A 23,496-nucleotide genomic window follows, 5' to 3' on the forward strand; every position below is an offset into this window, starting at 1 on the left:
GCCCCCGGCGGGGGTTCAGCGCGAACCTTTGCCGGTTCGCGCTGAACAGCGAGGTTTTGTCCGAGCGGCGCGCAGCGCCGCGAGTTAAGCGAGCGGCCCCGCCGGGATGAGCCGCGCAGGGGACCTCGCCGTCAGGCGAGGCGCGCGCGTCAGGCCCCGGCTGCGGCGGGGGGGGCATCGCCCGGGGCCGTCAGCGGGCACGATCACCGGTCAGGGCATCCACCGGTAGGATGCGGATCGGCTGAGCCGGCTCCACGATGCGCAGATCCCCGGTAGCCAGCAGCTCTTCCACCACACGGACCCGCTCGCCGGGGGTAACCCCCCGGGCCTGGATCGCCGCCAACGGCCAACCGCTGTGGACCTGTTCCACTTCCAGGCTGACCAGCCACACCGAGGCCGCCTCACCGACCACGGTCATCGGCGCCGGCCACAATCGCAGCACCAACCGCCGCTGCTCATCCGCCGGGATCACTCGAATCAGCGCCGGCAGCCGCCCACGGTACCAGCGCGGCAGCGGCGCCATCCGATAGAGGTCCGGCTCAGGCTGCAGCCAGCGCAACGCCCCGTAGAGACGGCGCTCGGGCTCGTACCAGCCGGCGTCGTCCAGACGCGCCACCAGCGCCTCAGGCTCCGCCAACCACTGCAGATCCACCGCCCGACGCCCCCCGTCGAGCCAGCGCAGCTCCCGCCCGAACGGATGCGCCGGCCCCACCTCCAGCCACTCGGCCACCGTCAGCTGCGGCGGATCGGCCTGGGCCACGAAGCGTTCCCGCTCCTGCGGGAGGATCAGGGCCGCCTTCACCGCCACGGCCCCCACCAGGACCAAGGCCACGATGGCCGGCAGGGTCCGTTCCGGCAGGCGCCGCTGCGAGGCGCTGCGGGCCAGGACCACCAGCCCGGCAATGACCACGCCGAGGAGCAGACCACCCAGCGCATCCGCCAGCCACAGGTCACCGACCACCACGCCGCCGATGGCGGCCAGCAGCGGAATCGCCACCCCCACCACCTGCACCGGGCGCCGTAGCGGACCGTAGGCCACCGTGGCCAGGACACCCGAGGCGAGGACCAGCGTGGTAAACCCCGCCAGCGCCGGCGACGGGAAGCCCAGCGGCGGCGCCCCGCGGTAGAGCGCGACGGCGCTCCAGTTGCCGCTCACCATGCCGAGCAGCATCGCCAGCAGGGCCGCCGCGGGCACGATCAGGCCCAGTACCAGCGCCACGCGCAACCGCCCGCCCCAAGCCACCCAGGCCACCCCGGCCAGCCACGCCGGCACCCAGGCCTGGGGCTCAAGGAGCAGCGCCGGCATGACGAACAGGGCCCTCAGACCGGTATCCAGCTCGCTCATGAGCACCGCCAGCACCGCCTCGTCGACCAGCGTCGGCCCGCCCCACCAGCCCTGGTAGAGCGTCAGCACCGTCAGGGCGGCCAGCGCCGCCCACCAGATCCACCCGGCGCCGTAACTAAAGGCACGCAGGGCGTAACGGGGACCGCTGAGCACCTGGGCTGCCACCGGATGGACACGCCCCCAGGCACGGGCTCGCCAGGCGATCAGGGCCGCCGCCCGACGCAGCCGCGGCGCGAGCAGGTGGCGCGCCAGCCACCACCCCACCCACAGCACGACCAGCGCGATCAGCAGCAGGGCACCCAGGCGCAGCGAAACCGAGGCGGCCACCGCCAACGAGGCCCCGAAAACCATACCGGGCAGCAGATAGGCCGGCGCCCAGAGCACCGCGGAGATCAGATTGACCACCAGGAAGGGGCGCGGGGGCATGCTCATCATGCCGGCAATCGCCGGGATGATGCCCCGCAGCGGGCCGACGAAGCGCCCGAAGAACAGGCTCTTGCCCCCGTGGGCGGCGAAGAAGGCGTCCCCCTTGGCGAGGGCACCGGGATAGCGACGCAGGGGCCAGTAGGTCCGCAGGCGGTCGCCGAAGTGACGACCCAGCCAATAGCTGATGGAGTCGCCAATGAAGGCGCCCGTGAAAGCGGCGATCAGGCTCGGCCCCAGCTCCAGGTGCCCCGTCCCCACCAGGGCACCGGCGAAGAAGAGCAGGGTGGCTCCGGGGACGATCAGACCGGCCACCACCACCCCCTCGCAAAGGGCGATGAGGAAGATGACCAGGGTGGCCCACCCCGGGTGAGCGGCCACCCAGTCGAGCACCCCCGTAATCCAGGTGAGATCCATCCGTCAGCGCTCTAAGCCGTCAGTAGCCGCATGGGCGCAGCCCGGCCGCAGAAAAAAAATCCGGAGGGGCCGCAGCCCCGCCGGATCGTCGGATACCAGGGCCGGGACCCGCAGGCCCCGGCGCGGTCTCGCTCAGACGCGGGCGAAGGCGCGCTCGGCAGCGTCCAGGGTCTCCTGCACGGCGTTATCGTCGTGGGCCAGCGAGACGAAGCCGGCCTCGAAGGCCGCCGGGGCCAGGTAGACCCCCTCGTCGAGCATGGCGTGGAAGAAGCGGTTGAACGCATCCAGGTCGCACGCCTTGACCTGCTCGAAACGGGTCACCGGCGCGTCGTCGGTGAAGAACAGGCCGAACATGCTGCCCGCTTGGTTGGTGGCCAGCGGGATGCCCGCGGCGTCGGCGCGCTCCTTGATGCCGTCGACCACCCGCGTGGTGGTCTGCTCCAGCCCCTCGAAGGCACCCGGCGCAGTGATCCGCTCCAGGGTCGCCAGCCCGGCGGCCATGGTCACCGGGTTTCCGGAGAGCGTCCCGGCCTGGTAGACCCCACCGGTCGGGGCCAGCCCCTCCATGATCTCGCGCCGGCCGCCGAAGGCGCCGACCGGCATGCCGCCGCCGACGACCTTGCCCAGGCACGTCAGATCCGGGGTGATGCCGTAGCGCCCCTGGGCGCACTGCGGCCCGACGCGGAAGCCGGTCATCACCTCATCGAAGATCAGCAGGGCGTCGGTGCGGTCGCAGACCTCGCGCAGCTTCTCCAGGAAGCCGGGCACTGGCGGCACGCAGTTCATGTTGCCGGCCACCGGCTCGACGATGACCGCAGCGATCTCGCTGCCGTGTTCGTTGAAGCACTGCTCCACCGCCTCGATATCGTTATAGGGCACAGTGAGCGTCTCGGCGACCACCGCCTCGGGGACACCGGGACAACCGGGCACGCCCAGGGTCAGGGCGCCGGAGCCGGCCTGCGCCAGCAGGGCGTCGACGTGACCGTGATAGTTGCCCTGGAACTTGACGATCTTGTCGCGACCGGTAAAGCCGCGGGCCAGGCGCAGGGCACTCATGGTCGCCTCGGTGCCGGAGTTGACCAGGCGCACCATCTCCAGCGACGGCACGTGCTGGCAGAGGGTGCGGGCCATCTCCACCTCGAGCTCCACCGGGGTGCCGAAGGAGAGCCCCTTGGCGGCGGTCTCCTGAACGCGCCGGACGATCTCCGGGTCGGCGTGCCCGGCGACCAGCGGCCCCCAGGAACAGACGTAATCGACGTAGCGCTTGCCGTCCACGTCCCACATATACGGCCCCTCGCCGCGCTCGAAGAAGATCGGCTCGCCACCGACCCCCTTGAACGCGCGCACCGGGGAGTTGACGCCCCCGGGGATCAGCTCCCGGGCCTGCTGGAATAACTGATGGGTGCGCTGCATGGGTACTCCTCTTGTCTTGTGATTCGGTATCAGGACGGGATTCTACCGACTGCGCTGCCACTGGGCGACGAGCTGCCGGGCGGCCGCCTCCGGATCCTCGGCGGCGAACAGGGCACTGACCACGGCGGCGGCATCGGCCCCGGCGGCAGCCACCTCATGGATATTGCCGGCGTCGATGCCGCCGATGGCCACCGTCGGGCAGCCCGTGGCCTCGCGCCCGCTGCGCAGAAGCTCCATGGGCGCGAGCCCGGATTCGGGCTTGGTTGGCGACGGGAAGATGCTGCCGAAGGCCACGTAGTCGGCGCCCTCGGCCACCAACCGACGGGCGCGATCCAGATCGTCGTAGCACGACACACCGATCCAGGCGGTGTCGCCCAGCTGCTGCCGGGCCGCCACCACGGCCCCGTCGTCGCGGCCCAGATGCACACCGTGGGCCGCCACGGCCGCGGCCAGGTCCACATCGTCGTTGACCAGGAACAGGGCGCCGTACTCCTCACACAGCCGGCACAGGGCGCCCGCCTCCTCGCGACGGCGGTCGGCATCCTCACTCTTGTCGCGGTACTGGACGATACCCACGCCGCCCCGCAGGACCGCCGCCACGGCCTCCTGAAGATCGGGGCGGGGCTGGGTCACCGCATAGACCCCGGCCAGTTGACTCGGTTGCTTGTTCACTTCGACCTCAAACCTCCATCACCTCGAAGGCCTCCTTGCCGGCGCTGCACTCCGGGCAGAGGAATTCCTCCGGCAAGTCCTCGAACGGGGTGCCCGGCTCAATCCCCTGCTCCGGGACCCCCTGGCTCTCGTCGTACATCCACCCGCATACGGTACAAACCCAGACACGCTCCGCCACGGTGCCCCCTCCTTATCGGATTTTCAGCCTGAATCACTCTACCAAAGCCTGCCCGCGCGCCCGACCCCGCGCCTCGTCGACCCCCCAGGCCACCACCAGCGCGCCGGCAAACAGCACGGCGCAGAGCAGGATCGCCGACTGCAGACCCACGGCCGCCTGCAGCGCCCCCACTGCCACCAGGCCGAAGGCGGCAGCCAGCTTGGTCGCCAGCCCCCAGAACCCGAAGAACTCCGCCGCACGTCCCGGCGGAGCGAACAGCCCCACCAGCGTCCGCCCGGCCGACTGGCACGACCCCAGGGCCAGCCCCGCGGCCACCCCGGCGGTCAGGAAGACGTACTGCGCCTGCCACTCCGTGCCCAGCCAACGATTGAGCCACTCGGTCAGCTCCGGGGTCACCCAGATCAGCAGGATCGCCGCTACCCACATCACCAGGGTCACCATGTAGGTGCGCAGGGCACCGAAGCGGTCCTGGATCACCCCGAAGCCGATGGCGCCGGCCGCCGCGGAGAACTGGGTGACCACGAACATGATCAGGCGCGCCCGCTCATCCCAGCCGATGACCTGTGCACCGTAGATGAAGGCGTAGGCGATGACGATGGCCAGCCCCGACATGGCCATCAGCAGCGAGATCATGAACACCCCCAGGTCACGCAGATAACCGAGGCTGCGCACGGTCTGCCCCACCCGCTGGATACCGAGGCGAACGTAGCCCTGTCCGGCCGGCAGGCGCCGGGGCTGCCCGCGCTCGCGCAGCCACAGGAAGGTGGGGATGGCACAGAGCAGGAAAAAGGCGGCAGCAAAGGGGCCCACCCAGCGGATGCGGTCGAAGTTCTCCTTGCTGACCTCACCGAGCAGCAGCACCGTGAACGCGGTGGCGAACAGCCCACCGAGGTAGCCCAAGGACCAGCCCAACCCGGAGACCCGCCCCATCTCCTGCGGCCCGGCGATATCCGGCAGGAAACCGGCGATGAACGCCTCGCCCATGGAGTAGGCGTAGCTGGAGAGGACAATCAGCACGAAGCCGAGCACCACGTAGCCGGGCTCCACCCAGTAGAGCGCGGCGGTGGCGGCCACCGTGGTGACGTAGCTCAGGAACAGGAAGCGACGCTTGGCCGCCGCGTAGTCCATGACCGCACCGAACACCGGGGCGGTGGCCACCACCCCCAGGTAGCTCAGCGCCAGGGCCGTGCTCCAGAGCAGGTTGCCCAGGCGGTAGTCGTCACCGGCGTCGCCGACGATGACCCGGGTGAACAGATCGCCGTAGATGACGGTGATGATCAGCAGGGTGTAGGCCTGGTTGGCGAAATCGAACATCGCCCAACCAAACACCTCGCGCCGCGGCGCCTTGCTGGTTGCCCAGACCACGGGACCTCCCGCCCATCGGCTGCCTCACGCTGGACACGGTACAGGGACGACCGCGCTGCGGCTAGCAGCCAGCGGCGGAGTCCGGTACCCTGACAGGCATGAGTGAAACCCACCTGACCGATCAGCGTTTTACCGACCTACCCATCCACGACGCGGTGCTTGACGGGCTCGACGACGCCGGCCTGAGCCACTGCACGCCGATCCAGGCGGCGACCCTGCCCCGGACCCTGGCCGGCGGCAACATCGCCGGCGAGGCGCAGACCGGCACGGGCAAAACCGCCGCCTTCGTCGTCGCCACCCTCCACCACCTGATGAGCCATCCGGTGGAGGAGGACGCCGTCGGGCCGTGGGCCATCATGCTCGCCCCGACCCGCGAGCTGGCCCTGCAGATCTACAACGACGCCGAGCAGATCGGTGCCTACACCGGCCTGAAGTTCGCCGCCGTCTACGGAGGCACCGGCTACGAGTCGCAGCGCAAGCAGCTCCAGGAAGGCGTCGACGTCATCATCGGCACCCCGGGGCGGATCATCGACTTCCACAAGCAGAAGGTCTTCAACCTGCGCAACATCGAAGTCGTGGTCCTCGACGAGGCCGACCGCATGTTCGACCTCGGCTTCATCTCGGACATCCGCTTCCTGCTGCGGCGCATGCCGCCGGCCGATCAGCGGCTCAACCTGCTGTTCTCCGCCACCCTCTCCTACCGGGTCATGGAGCTGGCCTGGGAGCACATGGGGGATCCACCCCGGGTCGCCGTCGAGAGCGAACAGCGCACCGCCGATCACGTCCGGCAGACGCTCTACCACATCGCCAAGGAGGACAAGACCTCCTTCGTGGTGGGCCTGCTGCAGCACATCGACCCGCGGCGCACGCTGATCTTCGCCAACACCAAGCGGGCCGCCGAGCGCCTGGTGGGCTATCTCAAGGGCAATGGCATCGAGGCGGCGGTCATCTCCGGCGACATCCCGCAGAACAAGCGCGAGCAGCTGCTCGAGCAGTTCCGCACCGGCGAGCTGCCCGTGCTGGTCGGCACCGACGTGGCCGCCCGCGGTCTGCACATCGACGCCGTGAGCCACGTCATCAACTTCGATCTGCCCCACGACCCCGAAGACTACGTCCACCGCATCGGGCGCACGGCACGCGCCGGCGAGAGTGGCGACGCCATCTCACTGGCCTGCGATGAGTACGTCTTCTCGCTGCCGGACATCGAGGCGTACCTGGCCGAAAAGATTCCCTCCGCGCCACCGCCGGCGGAGTACTTCGCCGAACTGGAAGCGCCGAAGATGCCGCGCAAGCCGCGCAACGGCGGCGGCCCGAGGCGCTCCGGCGGCGGCCAGAGCGGCCGCTCTTCGTCGTCGCGGCGGCGCAGTGGCGGTGCACGGACGTCGCGCTGAGGGCATCTATCTGGTCTCGCCCTGCCGGGGCGTGTCATAGTCAGAGCCACACGGCCGCCCCCGGGGCAGACAAGGCGATCGGGAGACCATGTACGACTTCCTCAGCTACCGCGTAAGCGACTACATGACCGCCGAGCCGAAGACAGTGGGGCACGACACCCCGCTGCGCGAGCTCCAGCGGCTGTTCGACGGCCACGACTTCAACGGCGTCCCGGTGGTCGACGAACAGGGCCAGCTCCTCGGGCTGGCCACCAAGCTCGACCTGCTCAAGGCGTTCACCTTCACCCCGGACGCCATGGTGCCGCGCTACGACGCCATCATGGAGCGCCCGGTCCACGAAGTCATGACCCGCGAGCCGATCACGGTGGCACCGGACCTGCCCCTGACCCGCGTCCTCCAGCGCATGGTGGACATGCGCACCAAGGGCTTCCCGGTGGTCGATGACAGCAGCCGCGTGGTCGGCGTGATCGCCCGCGAGGACCTGCTCGGCGCCCTGCGGGACGCCACCCGCGGCACCGGCTAGGCAACAGAGGCCAGCACCCCATGAACCCGTCTACCCTGGTCGGCATCATCGGCGGGTTGATCCTGGTCGGCTCGGTGCTGTTCATCGCCGCCGAAGAGGCCCTGGTCTTCCTCAACCTCCCCGGCCTGGCGATCGTCCTCGGCGGCACCCTGGCCGCCACCTTCCTCGCCTACCCCATGGACGAGGTGCTGCGCGTCTTCCGTCTGGTGTGGATCGTCATCCGCAACGAGCGCGTCTACACCCGCGACGACATGGAAGAGCTGATCCGCATCTCGCAGCTCTGGTTCAAGGGCGACGTGCGGGCCGTGGAGGACGCACTGGAGAACGTGGCCAACCCGTTCCTGCGCACCGGGGTGCAGCTGCTCATCGACCTGACCCCGGAAGAGGACATCCTCGACCTGCTGCAGTGGCGCATCCAGCGGCTGCGCGCCAAGGAACACGCCGAGGCGCAGATCTTCCGGGTCATGGCGTCCTTCGCGCCGGCCTTCGGCATGATCGGCACCCTGGTGGGGCTGATCAACATGATGTTCATCCTCGACGACGGCGATATCGCCCAGATCGGCCAGCAGATGGGTGTGGCGCTGCTCACCACCTTCTACGGCATCCTGCTCGCCAATCTGGTGCTCAAACCCGTCGCAGTGAAGCTTGAGCGGCGCACCGAACAACGCCTGGTGACCCTGAACATGATCCTCCAGGGCATCTCGCTGATGTGCCAGAAGCGCAACCCGACCCTGATGCGGGAGACGCTCCACTCGTTCATCGCCCAGTATAAGGACGAGATCCGCGATCCGGACCTGATCCGACAACTGGAGGAAACCAGCCAGCGGGCGGCGGCCGCCGCTGGATCGCCCTCCGGCGGCCAGGGCGGCGGCAGTTCGGAGGCGCGCGCCGGCGGCGGAGACCGCCCCACCGGCGCCGAGCGCTAACCCCCGGGGCACGACGTGGCCGAGCAGACCCCCACCAACCGCCGCACCCGACAGTTCAACCGGCAAGTCCAGCCGGAGGGTGAGAAGGACGACGACAACAGCTGGCTGCTGGTCTACCTCGACGTCATCACCCTGCTGCTGATCGTCTTCGTCATCCTCCTCGCCTTGCTCGAGCCCGAGGAAGACGACGACCGGGAGGGTCTCGGCGACGGCATCCTCGAGGGGCGCGAGCACATCCTCGAGGGCGAGCCCAGCGTGCTCGAGGGACTGCCAGAGCCGTTGGATGAGGCCGACCCGGTCGAGGTCCCCGCAGAACTCGAAGAGGCCGGGATCCAGGCCGTCGGCGAGGAGGAGACCCTCACCTTCCGGCTCGACGACGCGGTGCTCTTCGAGACCGGCCGGGCCGAACTCCAGGCCGAAGGCCAGGCGGCCATCGACGAACTGATCCCCATCTTCCAGGCCACCGGTGTGCGCCTGTCGGTGGAAGGGCATACCGACAACATCCCCATCGCCACCGGGCAGTTCCCGTCCAACTGGGAGCTCTCTTCGGCGCGGGCCAGTGCCGTGCTGCGCTACCTCGAGGAGCAGGGCCTCGATCCGCGCCGCATGCGCGCCATCGGTTACGGCGACATCCGCCCCATCGCCGACAACGAGACCGCCGAGGGGCGCGCCGAGAACCGCCGGGTGGAGATCACCCTGCACTTCGGCACCGACAGCCCGCCGGAGGATCTGCCGCTGCCGTAGGCAAGCGGCCGCACACCGGCGATACTGGACCCTGGAGACCGACTGGAGACCCGAGCCCCGAGATGGACAACGCTGGCCCGCCCACCCTGTCGAACTTCCCGCCGGTCATCGGCTTCCTGCTGACGGCGAACATCCTGATCTTCCTGCTGCAGATGGTGATCGGGCCGCATCTGCTGATCACCGCCTTCGGACTCTGGCCCCTGACCGGAGGACTGGATCTGCCTCCGACCATGGGGCCGGTCCCCGACTTCCAGATCTGGCAGCTGCTCACGTACGGCTTCCTGCACGGCGGGCTGCTGCACCTGTTCGTGAACCTGTTCGCCATGTGGATCCTCGGCGTGCACCTGGAGCACGCCTGGGGCTCGCGGACCTTCGCCCTCTACTTCTTCATTTGCGTCATCGGCGCCGGGCTGGTGCAACTGTTCGTCGCCACCCAGGCCGCCGCCGACGGCCAGATCTACCCCACTGTCGGCGCCTCGGGCGGGGTCTTCGGCATCCTGCTGGCCTTCGGCATGATGTTCCCCAACTACCGGCTGATGCTCCTCATCCCGCCGATCCCCATCAAGGCGAAGTACTTCGTCATCGCCTACGGCGCCTTCGAGCTGTTCGCCGGCATCACCGGAACGGTGGCGGGCATCGCTCACTTCGCCCACCTGGGCGGAATGGTGGTCGGCTTCCTGCTGATTCAGTACTGGCGCGGCAAGCTGCCGATCAAGCCCCGCTACCAGCGCTTCTACTGGTAGCCCCTTCCCCCGGCGGGGCCAACCGGTCTACGCTGACCCTTCGCTTCAGGGACGAAGCCGAAGGAGCAACCACCATGGACGACGATCGCGCCACGGTCCGCCTCGTGGACCGTCTTCTTGCCGACGCCGTGCGGCGTCGGGCCTCGGATATCCACCTGCAACCGGAGGCCGACCGGGTGCGCGTGCGCCTGCGCATCGACGGCCTGCTGCGCGAGGCCGAAGGGCCACCGCCGGGCCTGCGCGGACGGGTTGCGGCACGCATCAAACTGCTGGCGGGGATGGACGTCGCCGAGCAACGCCTGCCCCAGGACGGCCGGCTGGAGGCCCGGGACGGCGACGGGCAGCGGGTGCAGTTCCGCGTCGCCAGCTGCCCGGGCGTCCACGGCGAGAAACTGGTCCTGCGCCTGATCGAGCAGGACGCCCCGGCCACCCTCGACGCCCTGGACCTCCCCGGCCCGGCCCGGGCGGCACTGGAGTCGGCCCTCGACCGCCCCGACGGACTGATCCTGGTCACCGGCCCCACCGGCTCCGGCAAGACCGCGACCCTGCACGCCGCCCTGCGGCGGCTGAACACCCCCGAGCGCAACATCTGCGCCGTGGAGGATCCCGTGGAAATGGACACCCCCGGGGTCAACCAGGTGGCCGTGAACCGCCGCGCCGGTATCGACTTCGCCCAGGCCCTGCGCGCCTTCCTGCGCCAGGATCCGGACGTGATCATGATCGGCGAGATCCGCGACGCCGAGACCGCCGCCATCGCCGTCAAGGCGGCCCAGACCGGCCACTTGGTCCTCTCAACCCTGCATACACGCAGCGCGCCGGGCGCGGTGGAGCGCCTGGCGCAGATGGGTCTGCCCGGCTACGACCTGGCCTCGAGCCTCTCCCTGGTGGTGGCGCAGCGCCTGGTCCGCCGCCTCTGCCCGGCCTGCCGCGAGACCAGCAGCGCCGCCGCTCAGCCGGCGGCAGCGGAGCCGGCCGGCGTCTACCACCCCCGCGGGTGCCCGGAGTGCCAGGACGGCTATCGCGGTCGGCGGGGGGTCTTTCAGGTCATGCCGATGACCGACGCCGTGGCCGATGCCGTCCTGCATGGCCCTTCGGCCCGCGAGATCGAAGCCCGCGCCCGGGCGGCGGGCATGCCGGATCTCCACGACGCCGGCTGGCCCCTGGTGGAGACCGGCGAGACCAGCGCCGCCGAACTACGCCGCGTCACCCGCGAGGCCGAGCCGTGGCCCGCCTGAGCTGGCGGGGCCTCGACGCTGGCGGACGGCGCCTCTCCGGCACCTGCCACGCCGACTCGCCAAGCGCCGTACATCACGCCCTGGCCGAACAGGGCGTGGCGGTGACCGCCGTCCGGCGGGAGCTATGGCGACCGCGCCGGCGGCAGCCGGGCAGCGCCCGACGCGCCGCCATCCTGCGCCGGCTGGCCTCGGTCCTGGAGGCTGGGGCGCCGCTGAGCGAGGCGCTGCGGGTCACCGCGGCCCAGGCCCCGGACGCCGCCCTGCGCAACGGTCTGCGCGGGGTGCGCTACGCGGTCGAGCGCGGCACCGACCTGGCCACCGCCTTCGGCACTGAGTTCCCCGGTCTGCGCCCGGCCCACCGCGCCCTCCTGGCGGCCGGCACCTGGACCGGCGACCTGCCCGCGGCCCTGGGCAGTGTCGCCGCCGAGATCGAGCGCGAGGCGGCCATCGTCGCTCAGCTGCGCCGCGCCCTGACCTACCCGGCGGTGGTCGCCGGCGCCGCCCTGACCCTGATCGCCCTGCTGCTGACCGCCGTGGTCCCGCGTTTCGCCGGGCTGTTCGAGCAGAGCGGTGAGCCGCTGCCCGCCCCGACGCGGGCCGTCCTGGCTGCTTCGGAGGGGTTCGCCGTGGTGGCGCCGGCGACCCTGCTCCTCGGTCTGGTCACCGGCATCGGGCTGACGGCGGCCCTGCGCCGTCGCCCCGCCTGGCGCCGGCACGCCGCCGCCGGGCTGGCCCGGATGCCGTGGCTTGGCACTCTGCTCCTGGAGGCCGCCCTCAGTCGCTGGTCGGCCACCCTGGCACGCCTGCACGGGGCCGGGGTGCCCCTGCTCGACGCCCTGCCCCGCGCCGCGGAGGCGGCCCGCGGGGCCGACCTGGAGCCGCGACTGGCCCACCTCGGCCAGCGCATTGGCGCCGGCGAATCCCTGGCCGAGGCCCTGCGAAAGAGCCTCCCCGAGTCCCGGGAGATCAGCCAGCTGGTCGCCATCGGCGAGCGCAGCGGGCGGCTCGAGGAGCTGCTCCACGAGGCCGCTACGCTGCATCAGCAACGCCTCGAGGCCCGCTTGCAGCGCGCCGGCGCGCTGCTCGAGCCGGCCCTGATCCTGCTCCTCGGGGCGATCACTGCCGGGGTGGTCGCGGCCCTCTACCTGCCCGTCTTCCGCATGGGCGCGACACTCTAACCCCGCCCCCCCTACAATGGGCGCCCACCACCCAGCGCAGGCGCGGAGGACCATGGAGACCTGGAATCACGTACCGGAGTGGATCATCTGGAGCGGTGCCGGCCTGTTTGGCCTGCTGGTCGGCAGCTTCCTGAACGTGGTCGTCCACCGCCTGCCGGCCATGCTGGAGCGGCGCTGGAGCCACGAGGCCCGGGACATCCTCGGCACCCCAAAACGGGGCACGCCGGAGCCGGCCTACCACTTGGGCTGGCCTCCATCGCACTGCCCACAGTGCCACCGGCAGCTGCGTCCGCGGGAGAATATCCCGCTGCTGAGCTACCTCCTCCAACGCGGACGCTGCAGCGGCTGCGCCGCCCGCATCCCGGCCCGCTACCCGATCATTGAGGCGCTCACCGGGATCGCCACGGTGGCGGTGGTGGCCAGCCACGGGCTCTCCCCGCTGATGCTCGGCCCGCTGCTGCTGACCTGGGCCCTGATCGCCGCGGCGGCCATCGACTACGAGCACTACCTCCTGCCCGACGCCCTGACCCTGCCGGCCCTCTGGCTGGGGTTGATCTGGAGCGTCGTCGATCCCGGCCCCCCCACCCCCACCGATGCGATCATCGGCGCCGTGGCCGGCTACCTGGCGCTGTGGGCCATCTTCCACGGCCACCGGCTGGTCACCGGGCGCGAGGGCATGGGCTACGGCGACTTCAAACTGACCGCCGCCCTGGGGGCCTGGCTGGGCTGGCAGGCCCTGCCCGCCCTGGTGCTCTTCGCTGCCCTGACCGGGCTCCTAGTGGCAATAGTGCTGGCCGTGCGCAGCCGCCCCCTGGGGCAGCCCCTGCCCTTCGGCCCCGCGCTGGCCCTGGCCGGCTGGGTGCTTCTGGTCCTGTCCCCCTCCGGCGTGGCCTGGCAACTGGTATGACGAACCCCCGACGGGTGTGGTGCGTTGGCCTGACCGGCGGGATCGCCAGCGGCAAGAGCACCGTGGCCGAACTCTTTGCCGCTCGCGGCGTACCGGTGATCGACACCGACCTGATCGCCCGGGAGGTGGTTCAACCCGGCAGCGAAGGCCTCGGCGCCGTTGTCGAAGTCTTCGGCTCCGGGATACTTACCGCTGCCGGGCGACTCGATCGGGCCGCCCTGGGCCGCCGCATCTTCGCCGATGAAGCGGCTCGCCGCACCCTGGAAGGCATCCTCCACCCGCGCATCCGAGGACGGTTACGGGATAGACTGGGGCGCTTGCGTGCCCCTTATGCCGTCGCAGTGGTACCTTTATTGGTTGAGACGGGCATGGACCGCGATATGGACGCGGTCGTCGTGGTCGACCTGCCGTCTGGCTGCCAGCGAGAACGGCTGATGGCCCGAGACGGACTGGGCCCGGAAGCCGCCGAGCAACGACTGGCCACCCAGGCGAACCGTGAGCAGCGCCTGGCGGCAGCCGACTACGTCATCGACAATAGCCGTGCGCGCGGCGCGTTGGCCGGGCAGGTGGCGGAACTCCACCGTCAACTGCTCGCCCGTGCCTGCCGCGCACCCCCCGATCAGGAGTGAAACGCATCGCGATGAGTGACAAGAACCAGGACTGGGTCGTCTACGAACACCCGCTGAATGAGCGGCTGCGCACGCTACTGCGGCTGGAATTCCTGATGGAGACCGCCAGCGCTGCCATGGAGGGCGAGCAGATCGTGGACAGCCGCATGGCGGTGGAGGCGTTCATCCACACGCTCAACGTCCTCGAGCGGGGCGAGGTGCGCTCGGAGGTCATCAAGGAGCTCGACCGGCTCTCCACCGAGACCGCCTACATGGGCGCCCGCGGCGTGTGGTCCGCGTCCCGGGTCCAGGAAGAGACCGACCGCTGCCGGCAGCTACTGCGCCGGGTGGGCGAGCCCGACGCTGCCCTGGGGCAGGAGCTGCGCGAGGACGAGCTGCTGGGGCTGATCACCCAGCGCTTCGGCGTGGGCGCCGGCACCTGCAACTTCGACCTGCCCAGCTACCACCGCTGGCTGAGCCGCCCCTACGACGAGCGGCGAGCCGACATGCAGCGCTGGTTCGAGAGTTTCGCCGATCTGCGCGCGGCGGTTACGTTCGCGCTGCGCGTGCAGCGGGACGCCGGGGCCTTCGCCGACGAGGTGGCCGAAGGCGGCTCCTGGCAGCAGCGGACCCCCTACGACAGCCGGGTCACCCAGATGCTGCGCCTCCAGGCCCCCATGGAGAACGGCGTCATCCCCGAGATCAGCGGCAACCGCCACCTGGTCACCATCCGCTTCCTGCGCCAGCCCGACACCCGCAGCCGCCCGGAGCCCGTGGGGGCCGACGTGTCGTTCCGGCTGGCCCGCTGCACGCTGTAAAACCGCGACCGCTATCGGCGGCCCGCCTCCGCCAGCAGGCCGCGGATAGCCGCCACTCCCTGCCCGCCGCAGGCCCGAGCCCGGTGGATATCCGCCGGGCCCACGCCGCCGAGGGCGTAGACCGGCAGGCGCGCCCCGGCCACCCAGGCGGCGAAACGCTCCCACCCCATGCCGCTCTGTTCCGGATGGCTGGCCGTCCACTGCACCGGTGACAACAGCGCGAAATCGGCCCCGCAGGCGGCGGCGCGCTCCAGCTCGTCGCCGTTGTGGCAAGAAGCGCCCACCCACCGCGCCCACCCCGGGCGTTGCGGCCCCTCGGCCAGCACGCGACTGCTCCAGTGCACCCCGTCGGCGCCCACCGCCCGGGCCTGTTCCGCCGGTCCGTTGGCTAGCAGCCACGCACCGTGGGCGTCACAGCGCCGGCGCAGGGCGCGCCCCAGACGCACCCAGGCCTCCACGTCGAGATCTGGGCGACGCAGCTGAACCAGGCGCACACCGCGCGCCAGGGCCGCATCCAGTCGGGCCAGCCAGGCATCGGCATCCGCTGGCTCCACGGGGGTGATCAGATACCGGTCGGGGAGCTGCAGCGAACGGATGATCGGCCAGTTGGCGGCGGGCCAGGCCCGCTCGGCCATCGCCTCGGGGGTGAGCCAGTCCACCGCCTGGCCCTCGCGGCCGATGGGACGCCCCGTCCACTCGTTCACATCGAGGACGTGGAGCACCACGCGCCGGTGGCCGTAGTCCCACGGCACGCGGATGCGCAGCGCCCCCGGACGGACACGGATACCCAGCTCCTCGTCCAGCTCGCGGACCAAGGCGTCGGCGACCGACTCACCGGGCTCAATCTTGCCCCCGGGGAACTCCCACAGACCGCCGTGATCGAGGTGATCCGGCCGGCACTGGACCAGTACGCGCTGGTCTTCGCCGCGGACCACGGCGGCGGCCACGTGGATCGGCGCGGCGGGCGATGCCGTATGCACCGGGGCCTCGCTCAGGTTCGATACTCGGCGTTGATGCGGACGTACTCCGCCGTGAAGTCGCAGGTCCACACGGTGGCCGCTGCCGGCCCGCGGCCGAGCTCGATGCCGAGCCTCACCTCGGAGCCGGAGAGGTGCGCCGCGGCGGCCGCTTCGTCGTAGCCCGCCGCGGCGCCGCCGTGCTCGGCAACCACCTGATCGCCGATGGTGAGCGCCACGGCATCAACGTCGAGGTCGTCCAGGCCGGCGCGCCCCACGGCGGCCAGGATCCGCCCCCAGTTGGGGTCGGCGGCGGCCAGCGCCGTCTTGACCAGCGGCGACTCCGCCACGGTGAACGCCACCCGCTCCGCCTCGGCGGTGTCCCGCGCCCCCTCGACGACCACATCCACCAGCCGCGTCGCCCCCTCCCCGTCGGCGGCGATGGCCCGCGCCAGGTCAATGCAGACCGCCTCGACGGCCGCCTGGAAGCGCTCGAAGTCGCCGCCGTGATCGGGCACCCGCGGGCCGCGACCGGTGGCGGCCAGCAGACAGGCGTCGTTGGTGGAGGTGTCGCCGTCCACCGTTACGCGGTTGAAGGAGCGCTCGGTGGCACGGCGCAGAGAGGCATCCAGGGCGGCGTCGGAGAGATCGGCGTCGGTGGCCACGAAGGCCAGCATGGTGGCCATGTCCGGGCGGATCATCCCCGCCCCCTTGGCGATCCCGGTCACCGTGCAGGTCCCGCCGGCGAGGTCGACCTGGTAGCTAGCGATCTTGTCGCGGGTGTCGGTGGTCTGGATCCCCGCCGCGGCGGCCTGCCAGCCGTTCTCGTCCAGCGCGTCCAGGGCCCCGGGGATCCCGGCGGTGACGCGCTCGACGGGGAGGGGCTCACCGATCACGCCGGTGGAGAAGGGCACCACCGCCTCGAGCACGCACCCGGCCTGATCAGCCAGGGCCTGGCAGCAGGCCAGGGCGTCGGCCTCGCCGCGCTCGCCGGTCCCGGCGTTGGCGAAGCCGGTATTGACCAGCAGGTAACGCGGCGCGGTCGCAGCCAGGTGGCGCTCGGCGATGCGGACCGGAGCGGCGCGGAAGCGATTGCGGGTGAACACCCCCGCCGCGCGCCCTTCCGGGGGCAAGGCCATGACCACCAGATCAGGCCGCCCCGGCTTGCGGATGCCGGCACTCACGGTACCGAGCCGGAACCCCGGCACCGGATGGATCACGGCTTCCTCGCCCGACATCTTAGAGCTTCCCGCAGCAGTGCTTGTACTTCTTGCCGGAGCCGCAGGGGCACGACTCGTTGCGCCCGACCTTCGGGCCTTCCCGGGCCACCGTCTCCTGCCCTCGGCCACCGGCGGACTGCTGCTGGGCCCCGCCGGTCGGCGCGCTGTCCCCCTCGGCTGCGGCTGCCCCGGCGGCACCACTACCCGCTGCGACAGCCCCCGCCGCGGCGGAGGCCGGTGCGGCGTGGCGCATCTGCATGCGCTCCGCCTCCTGGCGACGCTGCTCCTCGACGGCCTCCACGTCCTCCTCGGCACGAACCTGGACGCGCAGCAGCACGCCGACGGCGTCCCGCTTCAGGCCCTCGAGCATCTCCTGGAACATGGCGAAGGCGTCCTTCTTGAACTCCTGCTTCGGGTTGCGCTGGGCGTAGCCGCGCAGCCCCACCCCCTGTCGCAGGTAATCCATGGCGGCCAGGTGCTCCTTCCAGTGCTTGTCCAGGACCTGGAGCATCACCGCCTTCTCGAAGTGACGCACCACACTGGCACCGGCCTCGGCCTCCTTGGCCCGGTAGGCCTTTTCGATCTCGCCCTGGATGCGCTCGCGCAGGGTCTCCTCGTGGAGATCGTCCTCATCGTCGAGCCAGCGCTGGATGGGAAGCTCCTGGCCGAACTCTTCCTTAAGGGTGCGCTCCAGGCCGGGGACGTCCCACTGCTCGTCGATGGACCCGGGCGGGATGTGCTCGGAGATGACCTTCTCCACCACGTCCTGGCGGATGGCATCGACGGTCTCGGCGACATCGTCGGCTTCGAGGAGCTCGTTGCGCTGCTCGTAGACGACCTTGCGCTGGTCATTGGCGACGTCGTCGAACTCCAGCAGGTGCTTGCGCATGTCGAAGTTGTGCGCCTCGACCTTGCGCTGGGCGTTCTCGATCACCCGCGAAACCATGCCCGACTCGATGGCCTCACCGTGCTGCATGCCGAGCTTCTCGAGCATCCCGGACATGCGCTCGGAGGCGAAGATGCGCAGCAGCGAGTCCTCCAGCGACAGGTAGAAACGCGACGAGCCCGGGTCGCCCTGGCGGCCGGAACGCCCGCGCAGCTGGTTGTCGATGCGCCGCGACTCGTGGCGCTCGGTGCCGATAACGTGCAGACCGCCGGCGTTGACCACCCGGTCGTGGCGGTCCTGCCACTCGGCCTTGCGCCGCTCGACCTCGGCGGGATCCGGGTCCTCGCCGAGCTCGGCCAGCTCCTGGTCCAGGTTGCCGCCGAGAACGATGTCCGTCCCGCGGCCTGCCATGTTGGTGGCGATGGTGACGGTACCCGGACGGCCGGCATCGGCGATGATCTGCGCCTCACTCTCGTTGTGCTTGGCGTTGAGCACGTTGTGCTCCACGCCGGCGTCCTTCAGTGCCTTGGAGAGGCGCTCCGAGGCCTCGATGGAGGTGGTGCCCACCAGCACCGGCTGGTCGCGCTGCACGCAGTCGCGGATGTCGGCGATGATCGCCTCGTACTTCTCGTCCGCCGTCCGATAGACCAGATCGTGGGCGTCGTCGCGGACCATCGGCCGGTGGGTGGGGATGGAGAGCACCTCCAGCCCGTAGATGTGCTGGAACTCGAAGGCCTCAGTATCCGCGGTACCGGTCATGCCGGCGAGCTTGTCATAGAGGCGGAAGTAGTTCTGGAAGGTGATCGAGGCCAGGGTCTGGTTCTCGGCCTGGATGGGCAGCCCCTCCTTGGCCTCCACCGCCTGGTGCAACCCCTCGGACCAGCGCCGGCCGGGCATGGCGCGGCCGGTGAACTCGTCGACGATGACCACCTGGTTGTCGCGGATCAGGTAGTGGACATCGCGCTCGTAGAGGGTGTGGGCCCGCAGCGCCGCGTTCAGGTGGTGGACCACGTTGATGTTGCGAGCGTCGTAGAGGGAGTCGTTCTCCCCGATCAGCCCCTCTTCGCGCAGGAGCTCCTCGGCCCGGTCGTGCCCGCCCTCGGTGAGGTAGACCTGGCGAGCCTTCTCATCGACGTAGTAATCCCCCGGCCCCAGTTCCGGGTTCTCCTCGGGGCGCTCCTCGGGCTTCTGCGCCTGCAGGCGGGGCACCAGGCGGGACATGGCCTCGTAGAGCTCGCCGGCCTGCTCCGCCGGGCCCGAGATGATCAGCGGGGTGCGGGCCTCGTCGATGAGGATGGAGTCGACCTCGTCGACCAGCGCGTAGTACAGGTCCCGCTGGACCTTGTCCTCCTTGCGGAAGGCCATGTTGTCGCGCAGATAGTCGAAGCCGAACTCGTTGTTGGTGCCGTAGGTGATGTCGGCCTGGTAGGCGGCGACCTTCTCCTCGCGGGGCTGGCGCGGCACCACCACACCCACCTCCATGCCCAGGAAGCGGTACAGCCGGCCCATCCACTCGGCGTCGCGCCGGGCCAGGTAGTCGTTGACGGTCACCACATGGACACCGCGACCGGTCAGGGCATTGAGGTAGACCGCCAGGGTGGCCACCAGAGTCTTCCCCTCACCGGTCTTCATCTCGGAGATGTTGCCGTCGTGCAGGACCATCGCGCCGAGCAGCTGGACATCGAAGTGGCGCAGTCCCAACACCCGCCGTGAAGCCTCGCGCACCACCGCGAACGCCTCCTCGAGCAGGTCGTCGAGGGTTTCGCCCTGCGCGAGCCGCGCCTTGAACGCATCGGTCTTGGCCTGGAGCTGCTCGTCGGAGAGCTTCTGCAGCTCCGGCTCGTGCGCGTTGATGGCCTCGATCCGCTTGCGCAGACGCTTCAGCGCACGATCGTTACGGGTTCCGAAGACGCGTTTGGCGATGGCTGAAAACATGGGCACTCATTACAGATTTCCGGCGAAGTCAAGTCCAACAGGATACAGATAATCGGCGCTGGAGGGTAAGGCGTCGGGCGCCGATCGGGCCTCGGGGGTGTCCAGCGGCCCCTTGCATCCGTACCCACGGGGCCGGAGACTGACCCGCATGACCGACCCGAAACGCTTCAACCCGGCCCGGCCGCCGCGCCGCGAAGGCAAACTGCACCGGATCGCCCCGCGCCTGGCGCAGCGCCCCGGTCCGCTGCGCGCGGTTATCGACCACGCCCGCGGCCTGGAGCGGCTCAGCCGGCGGCTACAGCGCAACCTGCCGGCGGAGACACGCGGCCACTGGCGACTGGCCCGCCTGGACGAGGAAGAGATGGTGGTGATCGCCGATGGCAGCGGCTGGGGGACGCGGCTCCGCTACCTATCGCGCCAGCTCCAGGATGCCGCGGAGGCGATCTCGGGGCAGCGGCCCCGCCGGGTGACCGTCCGCGTCACCCCGGCCTCATCGGCGCCGCGCAAACTCCAGGGCCCCGGCCCGCTCAGCGACCAGGCGTCGGAGACTCTGCGCCGGGCGGCAGCCACCAGCACCGATCCGGCGCTGCGCGAGGCGCTGGAGCGGCTCGCCTCGCGCCGGCGCAGCGAGGATTAGCGCTCGTCGCGATCCTCAAGGCCGCTGCGCAGGACGTGGGTCTCAGGGTCGTAGTGGTGGCGCAGCTCGTCCTTGATGGTCCCGTCCCACAGCGGCACGCCGACGAAGTACCCGGCCCGGCCGATCACGTGGGCGGCCACCGGAGCGGTGAGCACGATGAAGACAATGATCGCCACGGCCCGCGCGGTCACCGAGGCGTCGGCGAAGTGGACGGCCACCCCGGCGATGATCAGCGCCGCGCCCAGGGCACCCGCCTTGGTGGTGGCGTGCATCCGGGTGAGCAGATCCGGCAGACGGTAGAGCCCCACCGCGGCGATGAGCATCAACCCGCCGCCGAGCAGCAGCAGGACCGAGGCGATCAGCTCCTGCAGGAAATCAGTCATCCCGCGGCCCCCCTTTCTCCAGATAGCGGGCGAACCCCACGGCGGCCATGAAGGCGAGCAGCGCCAGGACGATCGCCACGTCGATGAAATCATCGACCCCGGTGTGGATCGCGTAGGCACCGATGAACCCGACCAGGATCGAGGCGATCAGCTCCAGGGCCACCACCCGATTGGGCAGCATCGGACCCTTGGCCAGGCGCACGAAGGCCAGCACCAGCGACGCCGAGAGCATGGCAAAGACGAGGGTTACGGCAATCCCCAGCATCAGCGCATCACCTCCAGCACCCGGCGCTCCAGCTCCTTGACCTCATCCAGCAGTGCCTCCTCGCTGTCGATGTACATGGCGTGGATGTAGAGCACCCGGCGGTCGGTGGAGACATCCAGCGACAGCGTCCCCGGGGTCAGACTGATCAGGTTGGCGACGACGGTGATCTCGCCATCGGTACGGGCGTCGAGCGGCACGCCGATCACGCCCGGGCGCATGCCCCACTCCGGGGTGACGACATCGTAGGCCACCCGGGCATTCGCCTTGACCAGCTCCCAGATGTAGAAGAAGACGAAGCGGATGAACCGCGGCACTCGCTGGCCGTAGCCGGCGAGCGCCGGCAGCTGGTTCTGCATGACGGCGATCGCGCCATAGCCGAGCAGGAAGCCGAACAGGGCGTTGACCGCACTGAAGTTGGCGGTCAGCACCACCCAGACCATGGCCAGGACGACGTTCCAGGCGAATGGGATCACGGCGCACCCTCCTCCAGCACGGCGTCGATGTAGACCTGCGGGTCAAGCAGCTGCTCGGCGGAGGCCTCGGCCAGCTCGTAGAGCGGCTGGGCGTAGAGACCGATGAACAGGGTCAGCACAGCCAGCCCGGCGATGGGCAGGTACATGGCCCACAGCCCCGGGTCGCGCTTCTCGCCGGTCAGGACCGAAGTATCCTGCACATGCTCCGGCACCCCGTGCCAGAACGCCTCCTGCCAGATCTTGGTCATCGAGTAGAGCGTCAGCAGACCCGTGAGCAGGGCCACGAAGGTGATCCCCCAGGAGGCCTGCTCGACGGCGGCCCAGATGACGATCAGCTTGGCGATGAACCCGGACAGCGGCGGCAGACCGGCCAGGGAGAGCGCCGGCACGGCGAAGAGCAGGGCCAGGAACGGCCGGTGCTTGTACAGCCCGCCCAGATCGCGTAGCTCGTAGCTGCCCAGCATGCGGTAGGCCACGCCGGCGACCAGGAACAGGTTGGTCTTCACGATGATGTGGTGGGCGATGTAGAAGACACCACCGACCAGGGCCAGGGGCGTGAACAGCGCCAGGCCCATGATCATGTAGCCGATCTGGCTGATGATGTGGAACGACAGGATGCGGCGGATCTCGTAGTGGTACGCCGCACCCAGCACGCCGGTGATCATGGTGAAGCCGGCCGCCCAGAGCAGGATCTCGTGGGTGAACGCCACGTCCTGGGTGAAGATCAGCGTGAACACCCGGTACAGGGCGTAGACACCCACCTTGGTCAGCAGACCGGCGAACAGCGCCGAGATGGCGATCGGCGGGGTGTGGTAACTCGCCGGCAGCCAGAAGAAGAGCGGGAAGGCGCCGGCCTTGATGCCGAACGAGACCATGTACATGGCCGCCAGCACCGTCACCAGGCCGGGCTGATCCACCTCGGCGAGCTTCACCGCCATGTCGGCCATGTTCAGCGTACCGACCAGGCCGTAGGTGATGCCCACCGCCGAGAGGAAGATCATCGAGGAGAGCAGGTTGAGGGTGACGTACTTGATCGCCCCCTCCATCTGCGCCCGCTCGCCGCCGAGGATCAGCAGGGCGAACGAGGCGACCAGCATCACCTCGAACCAGACGTAGAGGTTGAAGACGTCGCCGGTCAGGAAGGCGCCGGCGACACCGGCCAGCAGCAGGTGCAGCAACGGCCAGTGGCCGTAGTGCTCGTGCCCGCGCGGCGTGGTGGCCGTCGAATAGACGGCGGTGGCGAAACCCATGATGCCGGTGAGCACCGCCATGATGGCGCCGAGCAGATCGGCGACTAGGGTGATGCCGAAGGGCGCCTTCCAGTCGCCCATGTGCATCACCACCACACCCTCGTGCCAGACCGTGTGCAGCAGCCACAGGGTGCTGACCAGCAGCGCGCCGGTGCCGAGCACCCCGAGCCAACGCTGCACGGTCAGGTGGCGGTGGGCCGCCAGCGAGACGGCGCCCAGCAGCAGGGGCAGCAGTACCGGTATGGCGACTTGCAGACTCACGTGTCCGTATCCTTCATCTGATCCAGGTCATCGGCCTGCACCACCTGATACGCCTTGTTGATCAGGACCAGCGCAAAGGCCAGTACGCCGAAGGCGATCACGATGGCGGTGAGGATGAGGGCCATGGGCAGCGGATCACCCACTGTGCCCACCGGCCCGTCGGCGCCCTCGGGGATCAGCGGCGGCGCCCCCCGCGTCATCCCCGCGGCGGTGAAGAAGAGCAGGTTCGCCGCGTTGGAGAGCAGGATCAGGCCGATCACCAGCTTGACGATGGAACGGCGCAGCATCATGTAGATGGCGGCGGCGAACATGATGCCCACCAGGACGGCCATTAACGGTTCCAT

At 70.1% G+C, this 23,496-nt stretch carries 24 protein-coding genes; 11 read left to right on the forward strand and 13 right to left on the reverse strand.

Annotated elements, in window-relative coordinates; genetic code table 11:
- Positions 1 to 190: 190 nt before the first annotated feature.
- From HHAL_RS10155 to HHAL_RS10175, 5 genes are all read right to left on the reverse strand, one after another.
- The gene (locus HHAL_RS10155) at positions 191 to 2,185 is read right to left on the reverse strand and encodes a DedA family protein (protein ID WP_011814796.1); all 1,995 of its coding nucleotides are present in this window, start codon (positions 2,183 to 2,185) and stop codon (positions 191 to 193) included.
- A 132-nt stretch (positions 2,186 to 2,317) separates the two neighbouring features.
- On the reverse strand, positions 2,318 to 3,598 hold the full coding sequence (gene hemL / locus HHAL_RS10160; protein WP_011814797.1) for a glutamate-1-semialdehyde 2,1-aminomutase: 1,281 nt from the start codon (positions 3,596 to 3,598) through the stop codon (positions 2,318 to 2,320).
- Between the two features lie 42 nt (positions 3,599 to 3,640).
- On the reverse strand, positions 3,641 to 4,270 hold the full coding sequence (thiE, locus tag HHAL_RS10165) for a thiamine phosphate synthase (RefSeq protein ID WP_011814798.1): 630 nt from the start codon (positions 4,268 to 4,270) through the stop codon (positions 3,641 to 3,643).
- Positions 4,271 to 4,277: 7 nt separating this feature from the next.
- Complete coding sequence (locus HHAL_RS10170) at positions 4,278 to 4,448, reverse strand: rubredoxin (RefSeq protein ID WP_011814799.1); 171 nt, start codon at positions 4,446 to 4,448, stop codon at positions 4,278 to 4,280.
- A gap of 33 nt (positions 4,449 to 4,481) precedes the next feature.
- The gene (locus HHAL_RS10175; RefSeq protein WP_011814800.1) at positions 4,482 to 5,762 is read right to left on the reverse strand and encodes an MFS transporter; all 1,281 of its coding nucleotides are present in this window, start codon (positions 5,760 to 5,762) and stop codon (positions 4,482 to 4,484) included.
- A 149-nt stretch (positions 5,763 to 5,911) separates the two neighbouring features.
- Between HHAL_RS10175 and HHAL_RS10180 the strand changes: the two genes are divergently transcribed.
- The 10 genes from HHAL_RS10180 to zapD all read left to right on the forward strand — a co-directional run bounded on the left by HHAL_RS10180 (position 5,912) and on the right by zapD (position 14,886).
- The gene (locus tag HHAL_RS10180; RefSeq protein WP_011814801.1) at positions 5,912 to 7,204 is read left to right on the forward strand and encodes a DEAD/DEAH box helicase; all 1,293 of its coding nucleotides are present in this window, start codon (positions 5,912 to 5,914) and stop codon (positions 7,202 to 7,204) included.
- Between the two features lie 88 nt (positions 7,205 to 7,292).
- Complete coding sequence (locus HHAL_RS10185; protein ID WP_011814802.1) at positions 7,293 to 7,727, forward strand: CBS domain-containing protein; 435 nt, start codon at positions 7,293 to 7,295, stop codon at positions 7,725 to 7,727.
- Positions 7,728 to 7,747: 20 nt separating this feature from the next.
- Positions 7,748 to 8,653, forward strand: a complete 906-nt coding sequence (locus HHAL_RS10190) for a motility protein A (protein WP_011814803.1) — start codon at positions 7,748 to 7,750, stop codon at positions 8,651 to 8,653.
- Between the two features lie 15 nt (positions 8,654 to 8,668).
- On the forward strand, positions 8,669 to 9,397 hold the full coding sequence (locus HHAL_RS10195) for an OmpA/MotB family protein (RefSeq protein ID WP_011814804.1): 729 nt from the start codon (positions 8,669 to 8,671) through the stop codon (positions 9,395 to 9,397).
- A 62-nt stretch (positions 9,398 to 9,459) separates the two neighbouring features.
- Positions 9,460 to 10,140: a rhomboid family intramembrane serine protease gene (locus tag HHAL_RS10200; protein ID WP_011814805.1), complete on the forward strand. Its 681-nt coding sequence runs from the start codon at positions 9,460 to 9,462 to the stop codon at positions 10,138 to 10,140.
- Positions 10,141 to 10,214: 74 nt separating this feature from the next.
- On the forward strand, positions 10,215 to 11,375 hold the full coding sequence (locus tag HHAL_RS10205; protein WP_011814806.1) for a GspE/PulE family protein: 1,161 nt from the start codon (positions 10,215 to 10,217) through the stop codon (positions 11,373 to 11,375).
- The gene (locus tag HHAL_RS10210; protein ID WP_011814807.1) at positions 11,363 to 12,553 is read left to right on the forward strand and encodes a type II secretion system F family protein; all 1,191 of its coding nucleotides are present in this window, start codon (positions 11,363 to 11,365) and stop codon (positions 12,551 to 12,553) included. Before HHAL_RS10205 ends, HHAL_RS10210 begins: the two co-directional genes overlap by 13 nt.
- A 52-nt stretch (positions 12,554 to 12,605) precedes the next feature.
- Positions 12,606 to 13,460, forward strand: a complete 855-nt coding sequence (locus HHAL_RS10215) for a prepilin peptidase (protein WP_049751649.1) — start codon at positions 12,606 to 12,608, stop codon at positions 13,458 to 13,460.
- Positions 13,457 to 14,089: a dephospho-CoA kinase gene (gene coaE, locus HHAL_RS10220; RefSeq protein ID WP_011814809.1), complete on the forward strand. Its 633-nt coding sequence runs from the start codon at positions 13,457 to 13,459 to the stop codon at positions 14,087 to 14,089. Before HHAL_RS10215 ends, coaE begins: the two co-directional genes overlap by 4 nt.
- An 11-nt stretch (positions 14,090 to 14,100) precedes the next feature.
- Positions 14,101 to 14,886 carry a cell division protein ZapD gene (gene zapD / locus HHAL_RS10225; protein WP_011814810.1) on the forward strand — a complete coding sequence of 262 codons (786 nt, stop codon included), beginning with the start codon at positions 14,101 to 14,103 and terminating at the stop codon, positions 14,884 to 14,886.
- An 11-nt stretch (positions 14,887 to 14,897) separates the two neighbouring features.
- Here the strand turns inward: zapD and HHAL_RS10230 are convergent, their stop codons facing one another.
- From HHAL_RS10230 to secA, 3 genes are read right to left on the reverse strand one after another with little or no spacing between them, the layout of a single operon-like run.
- Positions 14,898 to 15,866, reverse strand: coding sequence for a Nudix family hydrolase (locus HHAL_RS10230; RefSeq protein WP_011814811.1), 969 nt, complete (start codon positions 15,864 to 15,866; stop codon positions 14,898 to 14,900).
- Between the two features lie 11 nt (positions 15,867 to 15,877).
- Complete coding sequence (gene argJ / locus HHAL_RS10235) at positions 15,878 to 17,080, reverse strand: bifunctional glutamate N-acetyltransferase/amino-acid acetyltransferase ArgJ (RefSeq protein WP_011814812.1); 1,203 nt, start codon at positions 17,078 to 17,080, stop codon at positions 15,878 to 15,880.
- A 1-nt stretch (position 17,081) separates the two neighbouring features.
- A complete protein-coding gene (gene secA / locus HHAL_RS10240) occupies positions 17,082 to 19,883 on the reverse strand; it encodes a preprotein translocase subunit SecA (protein ID WP_011814813.1) in 2,802 nt (933 codons plus the stop codon).
- Between the two features lie 148 nt (positions 19,884 to 20,031).
- Here secA and HHAL_RS10245 point away from each other — a divergent pair, with 148 nt between their 5' ends.
- On the forward strand, positions 20,032 to 20,520 hold the full coding sequence (locus HHAL_RS10245; protein ID WP_049751651.1) for a DciA family protein: 489 nt from the start codon (positions 20,032 to 20,034) through the stop codon (positions 20,518 to 20,520).
- Here the strand turns inward: HHAL_RS10245 and mnhG are convergent.
- Genes mnhG through HHAL_RS10270 form a run of 5 tightly spaced genes read right to left on the reverse strand, consistent with a single transcriptional unit; the run spans position 20,517 to position 23,496 of the window.
- On the reverse strand, positions 20,517 to 20,903 hold the full coding sequence (gene mnhG / locus HHAL_RS10250; protein ID WP_011814815.1) for a monovalent cation/H(+) antiporter subunit G: 387 nt from the start codon (positions 20,901 to 20,903) through the stop codon (positions 20,517 to 20,519). The genes HHAL_RS10245 and mnhG overlap by 4 nt on opposite strands.
- Positions 20,896 to 21,168, reverse strand: a complete 273-nt coding sequence (locus HHAL_RS10255) for an MrpF/PhaF family protein (RefSeq protein ID WP_011814816.1) — start codon at positions 21,166 to 21,168, stop codon at positions 20,896 to 20,898. The genes mnhG and HHAL_RS10255 overlap by 8 nt, the downstream gene beginning before the upstream one ends.
- Positions 21,168 to 21,641, reverse strand: a complete 474-nt coding sequence (locus HHAL_RS10260) for a Na+/H+ antiporter subunit E (RefSeq protein ID WP_011814817.1) — start codon at positions 21,639 to 21,641, stop codon at positions 21,168 to 21,170. The genes HHAL_RS10255 and HHAL_RS10260 overlap by 1 nt, the downstream gene beginning before the upstream one ends.
- Positions 21,638 to 23,152, reverse strand: coding sequence for a Na+/H+ antiporter subunit D (locus tag HHAL_RS10265; protein ID WP_011814818.1), 1,515 nt, complete (start codon positions 23,150 to 23,152; stop codon positions 21,638 to 21,640). The genes HHAL_RS10260 and HHAL_RS10265 overlap by 4 nt, the downstream gene beginning before the upstream one ends.
- Positions 23,149 to 23,496: a Na+/H+ antiporter subunit C gene (locus HHAL_RS10270; RefSeq protein ID WP_011814819.1), complete on the reverse strand. Its 348-nt coding sequence runs from the start codon at positions 23,494 to 23,496 to the stop codon at positions 23,149 to 23,151. Before HHAL_RS10270 ends, HHAL_RS10265 begins: the two co-directional genes overlap by 4 nt.

The sequence above is a fragment of the Halorhodospira halophila SL1 genome, from assembly GCF_000015585.1.
GTDB classification, from domain to species: Bacteria; Pseudomonadota; Gammaproteobacteria; order Nitrococcales; family Halorhodospiraceae; genus Halorhodospira; species Halorhodospira halophila.

Coding starts and splice junctions, on each gene's coding strand:
- HHAL_RS10155 (WP_011814796.1), bottom strand. CDS start 2,185: ATGGATCTCACCTGGATTACGGGGGTGCTCGACTGGGTGGCCGCTCAC.
- hemL (WP_011814797.1), bottom strand. CDS start 3,598: ATGCAGCGCACCCATCAGTTATTCCAGCAGGCCCGGGAGCTGATCCCC.
- HHAL_RS10175 (WP_011814800.1), bottom strand. CDS start 5,762: ATGTTCGATTTCGCCAACCAGGCCTACACCCTGCTGATCATCACCGTC.
- HHAL_RS10180 (WP_011814801.1), top strand. CDS start 5,912: ATGAGTGAAACCCACCTGACCGATCAGCGTTTTACCGACCTACCCATC.
- HHAL_RS10185 (WP_011814802.1), top strand. CDS start 7,293: ATGTACGACTTCCTCAGCTACCGCGTAAGCGACTACATGACCGCCGAG.
- HHAL_RS10190 (WP_011814803.1), top strand. CDS start 7,748: ATGAACCCGTCTACCCTGGTCGGCATCATCGGCGGGTTGATCCTGGTC.
- HHAL_RS10200 (WP_011814805.1), top strand. CDS start 9,460: ATGGACAACGCTGGCCCGCCCACCCTGTCGAACTTCCCGCCGGTCATC.
- HHAL_RS10205 (WP_011814806.1), top strand. CDS start 10,215: ATGGACGACGATCGCGCCACGGTCCGCCTCGTGGACCGTCTTCTTGCC.
- HHAL_RS10215 (WP_049751649.1), top strand. CDS start 12,606: ATGGAGACCTGGAATCACGTACCGGAGTGGATCATCTGGAGCGGTGCC.
- coaE (WP_011814809.1), top strand. CDS start 13,457: ATGACGAACCCCCGACGGGTGTGGTGCGTTGGCCTGACCGGCGGGATC.
- zapD (WP_011814810.1), top strand. CDS start 14,101: ATGAGTGACAAGAACCAGGACTGGGTCGTCTACGAACACCCGCTGAAT.
- argJ (WP_011814812.1), bottom strand. CDS start 17,080: ATGTCGGGCGAGGAAGCCGTGATCCATCCGGTGCCGGGGTTCCGGCTC.
- secA (WP_011814813.1), bottom strand. CDS start 19,883: ATGTTTTCAGCCATCGCCAAACGCGTCTTCGGAACCCGTAACGATCGT.
- HHAL_RS10245 (WP_049751651.1), top strand. CDS start 20,032: ATGACCGACCCGAAACGCTTCAACCCGGCCCGGCCGCCGCGCCGCGAA.
- mnhG (WP_011814815.1), bottom strand. CDS start 20,903: ATGACTGATTTCCTGCAGGAGCTGATCGCCTCGGTCCTGCTGCTGCTC.
- HHAL_RS10255 (WP_011814816.1), bottom strand. CDS start 21,168: ATGCTGGGGATTGCCGTAACCCTCGTCTTTGCCATGCTCTCGGCGTCG.
- HHAL_RS10270 (WP_011814819.1), bottom strand. CDS start 23,496: ATGGAACCGTTAATGGCCGTCCTGGTGGGCATCATGTTCGCCGCCGCC.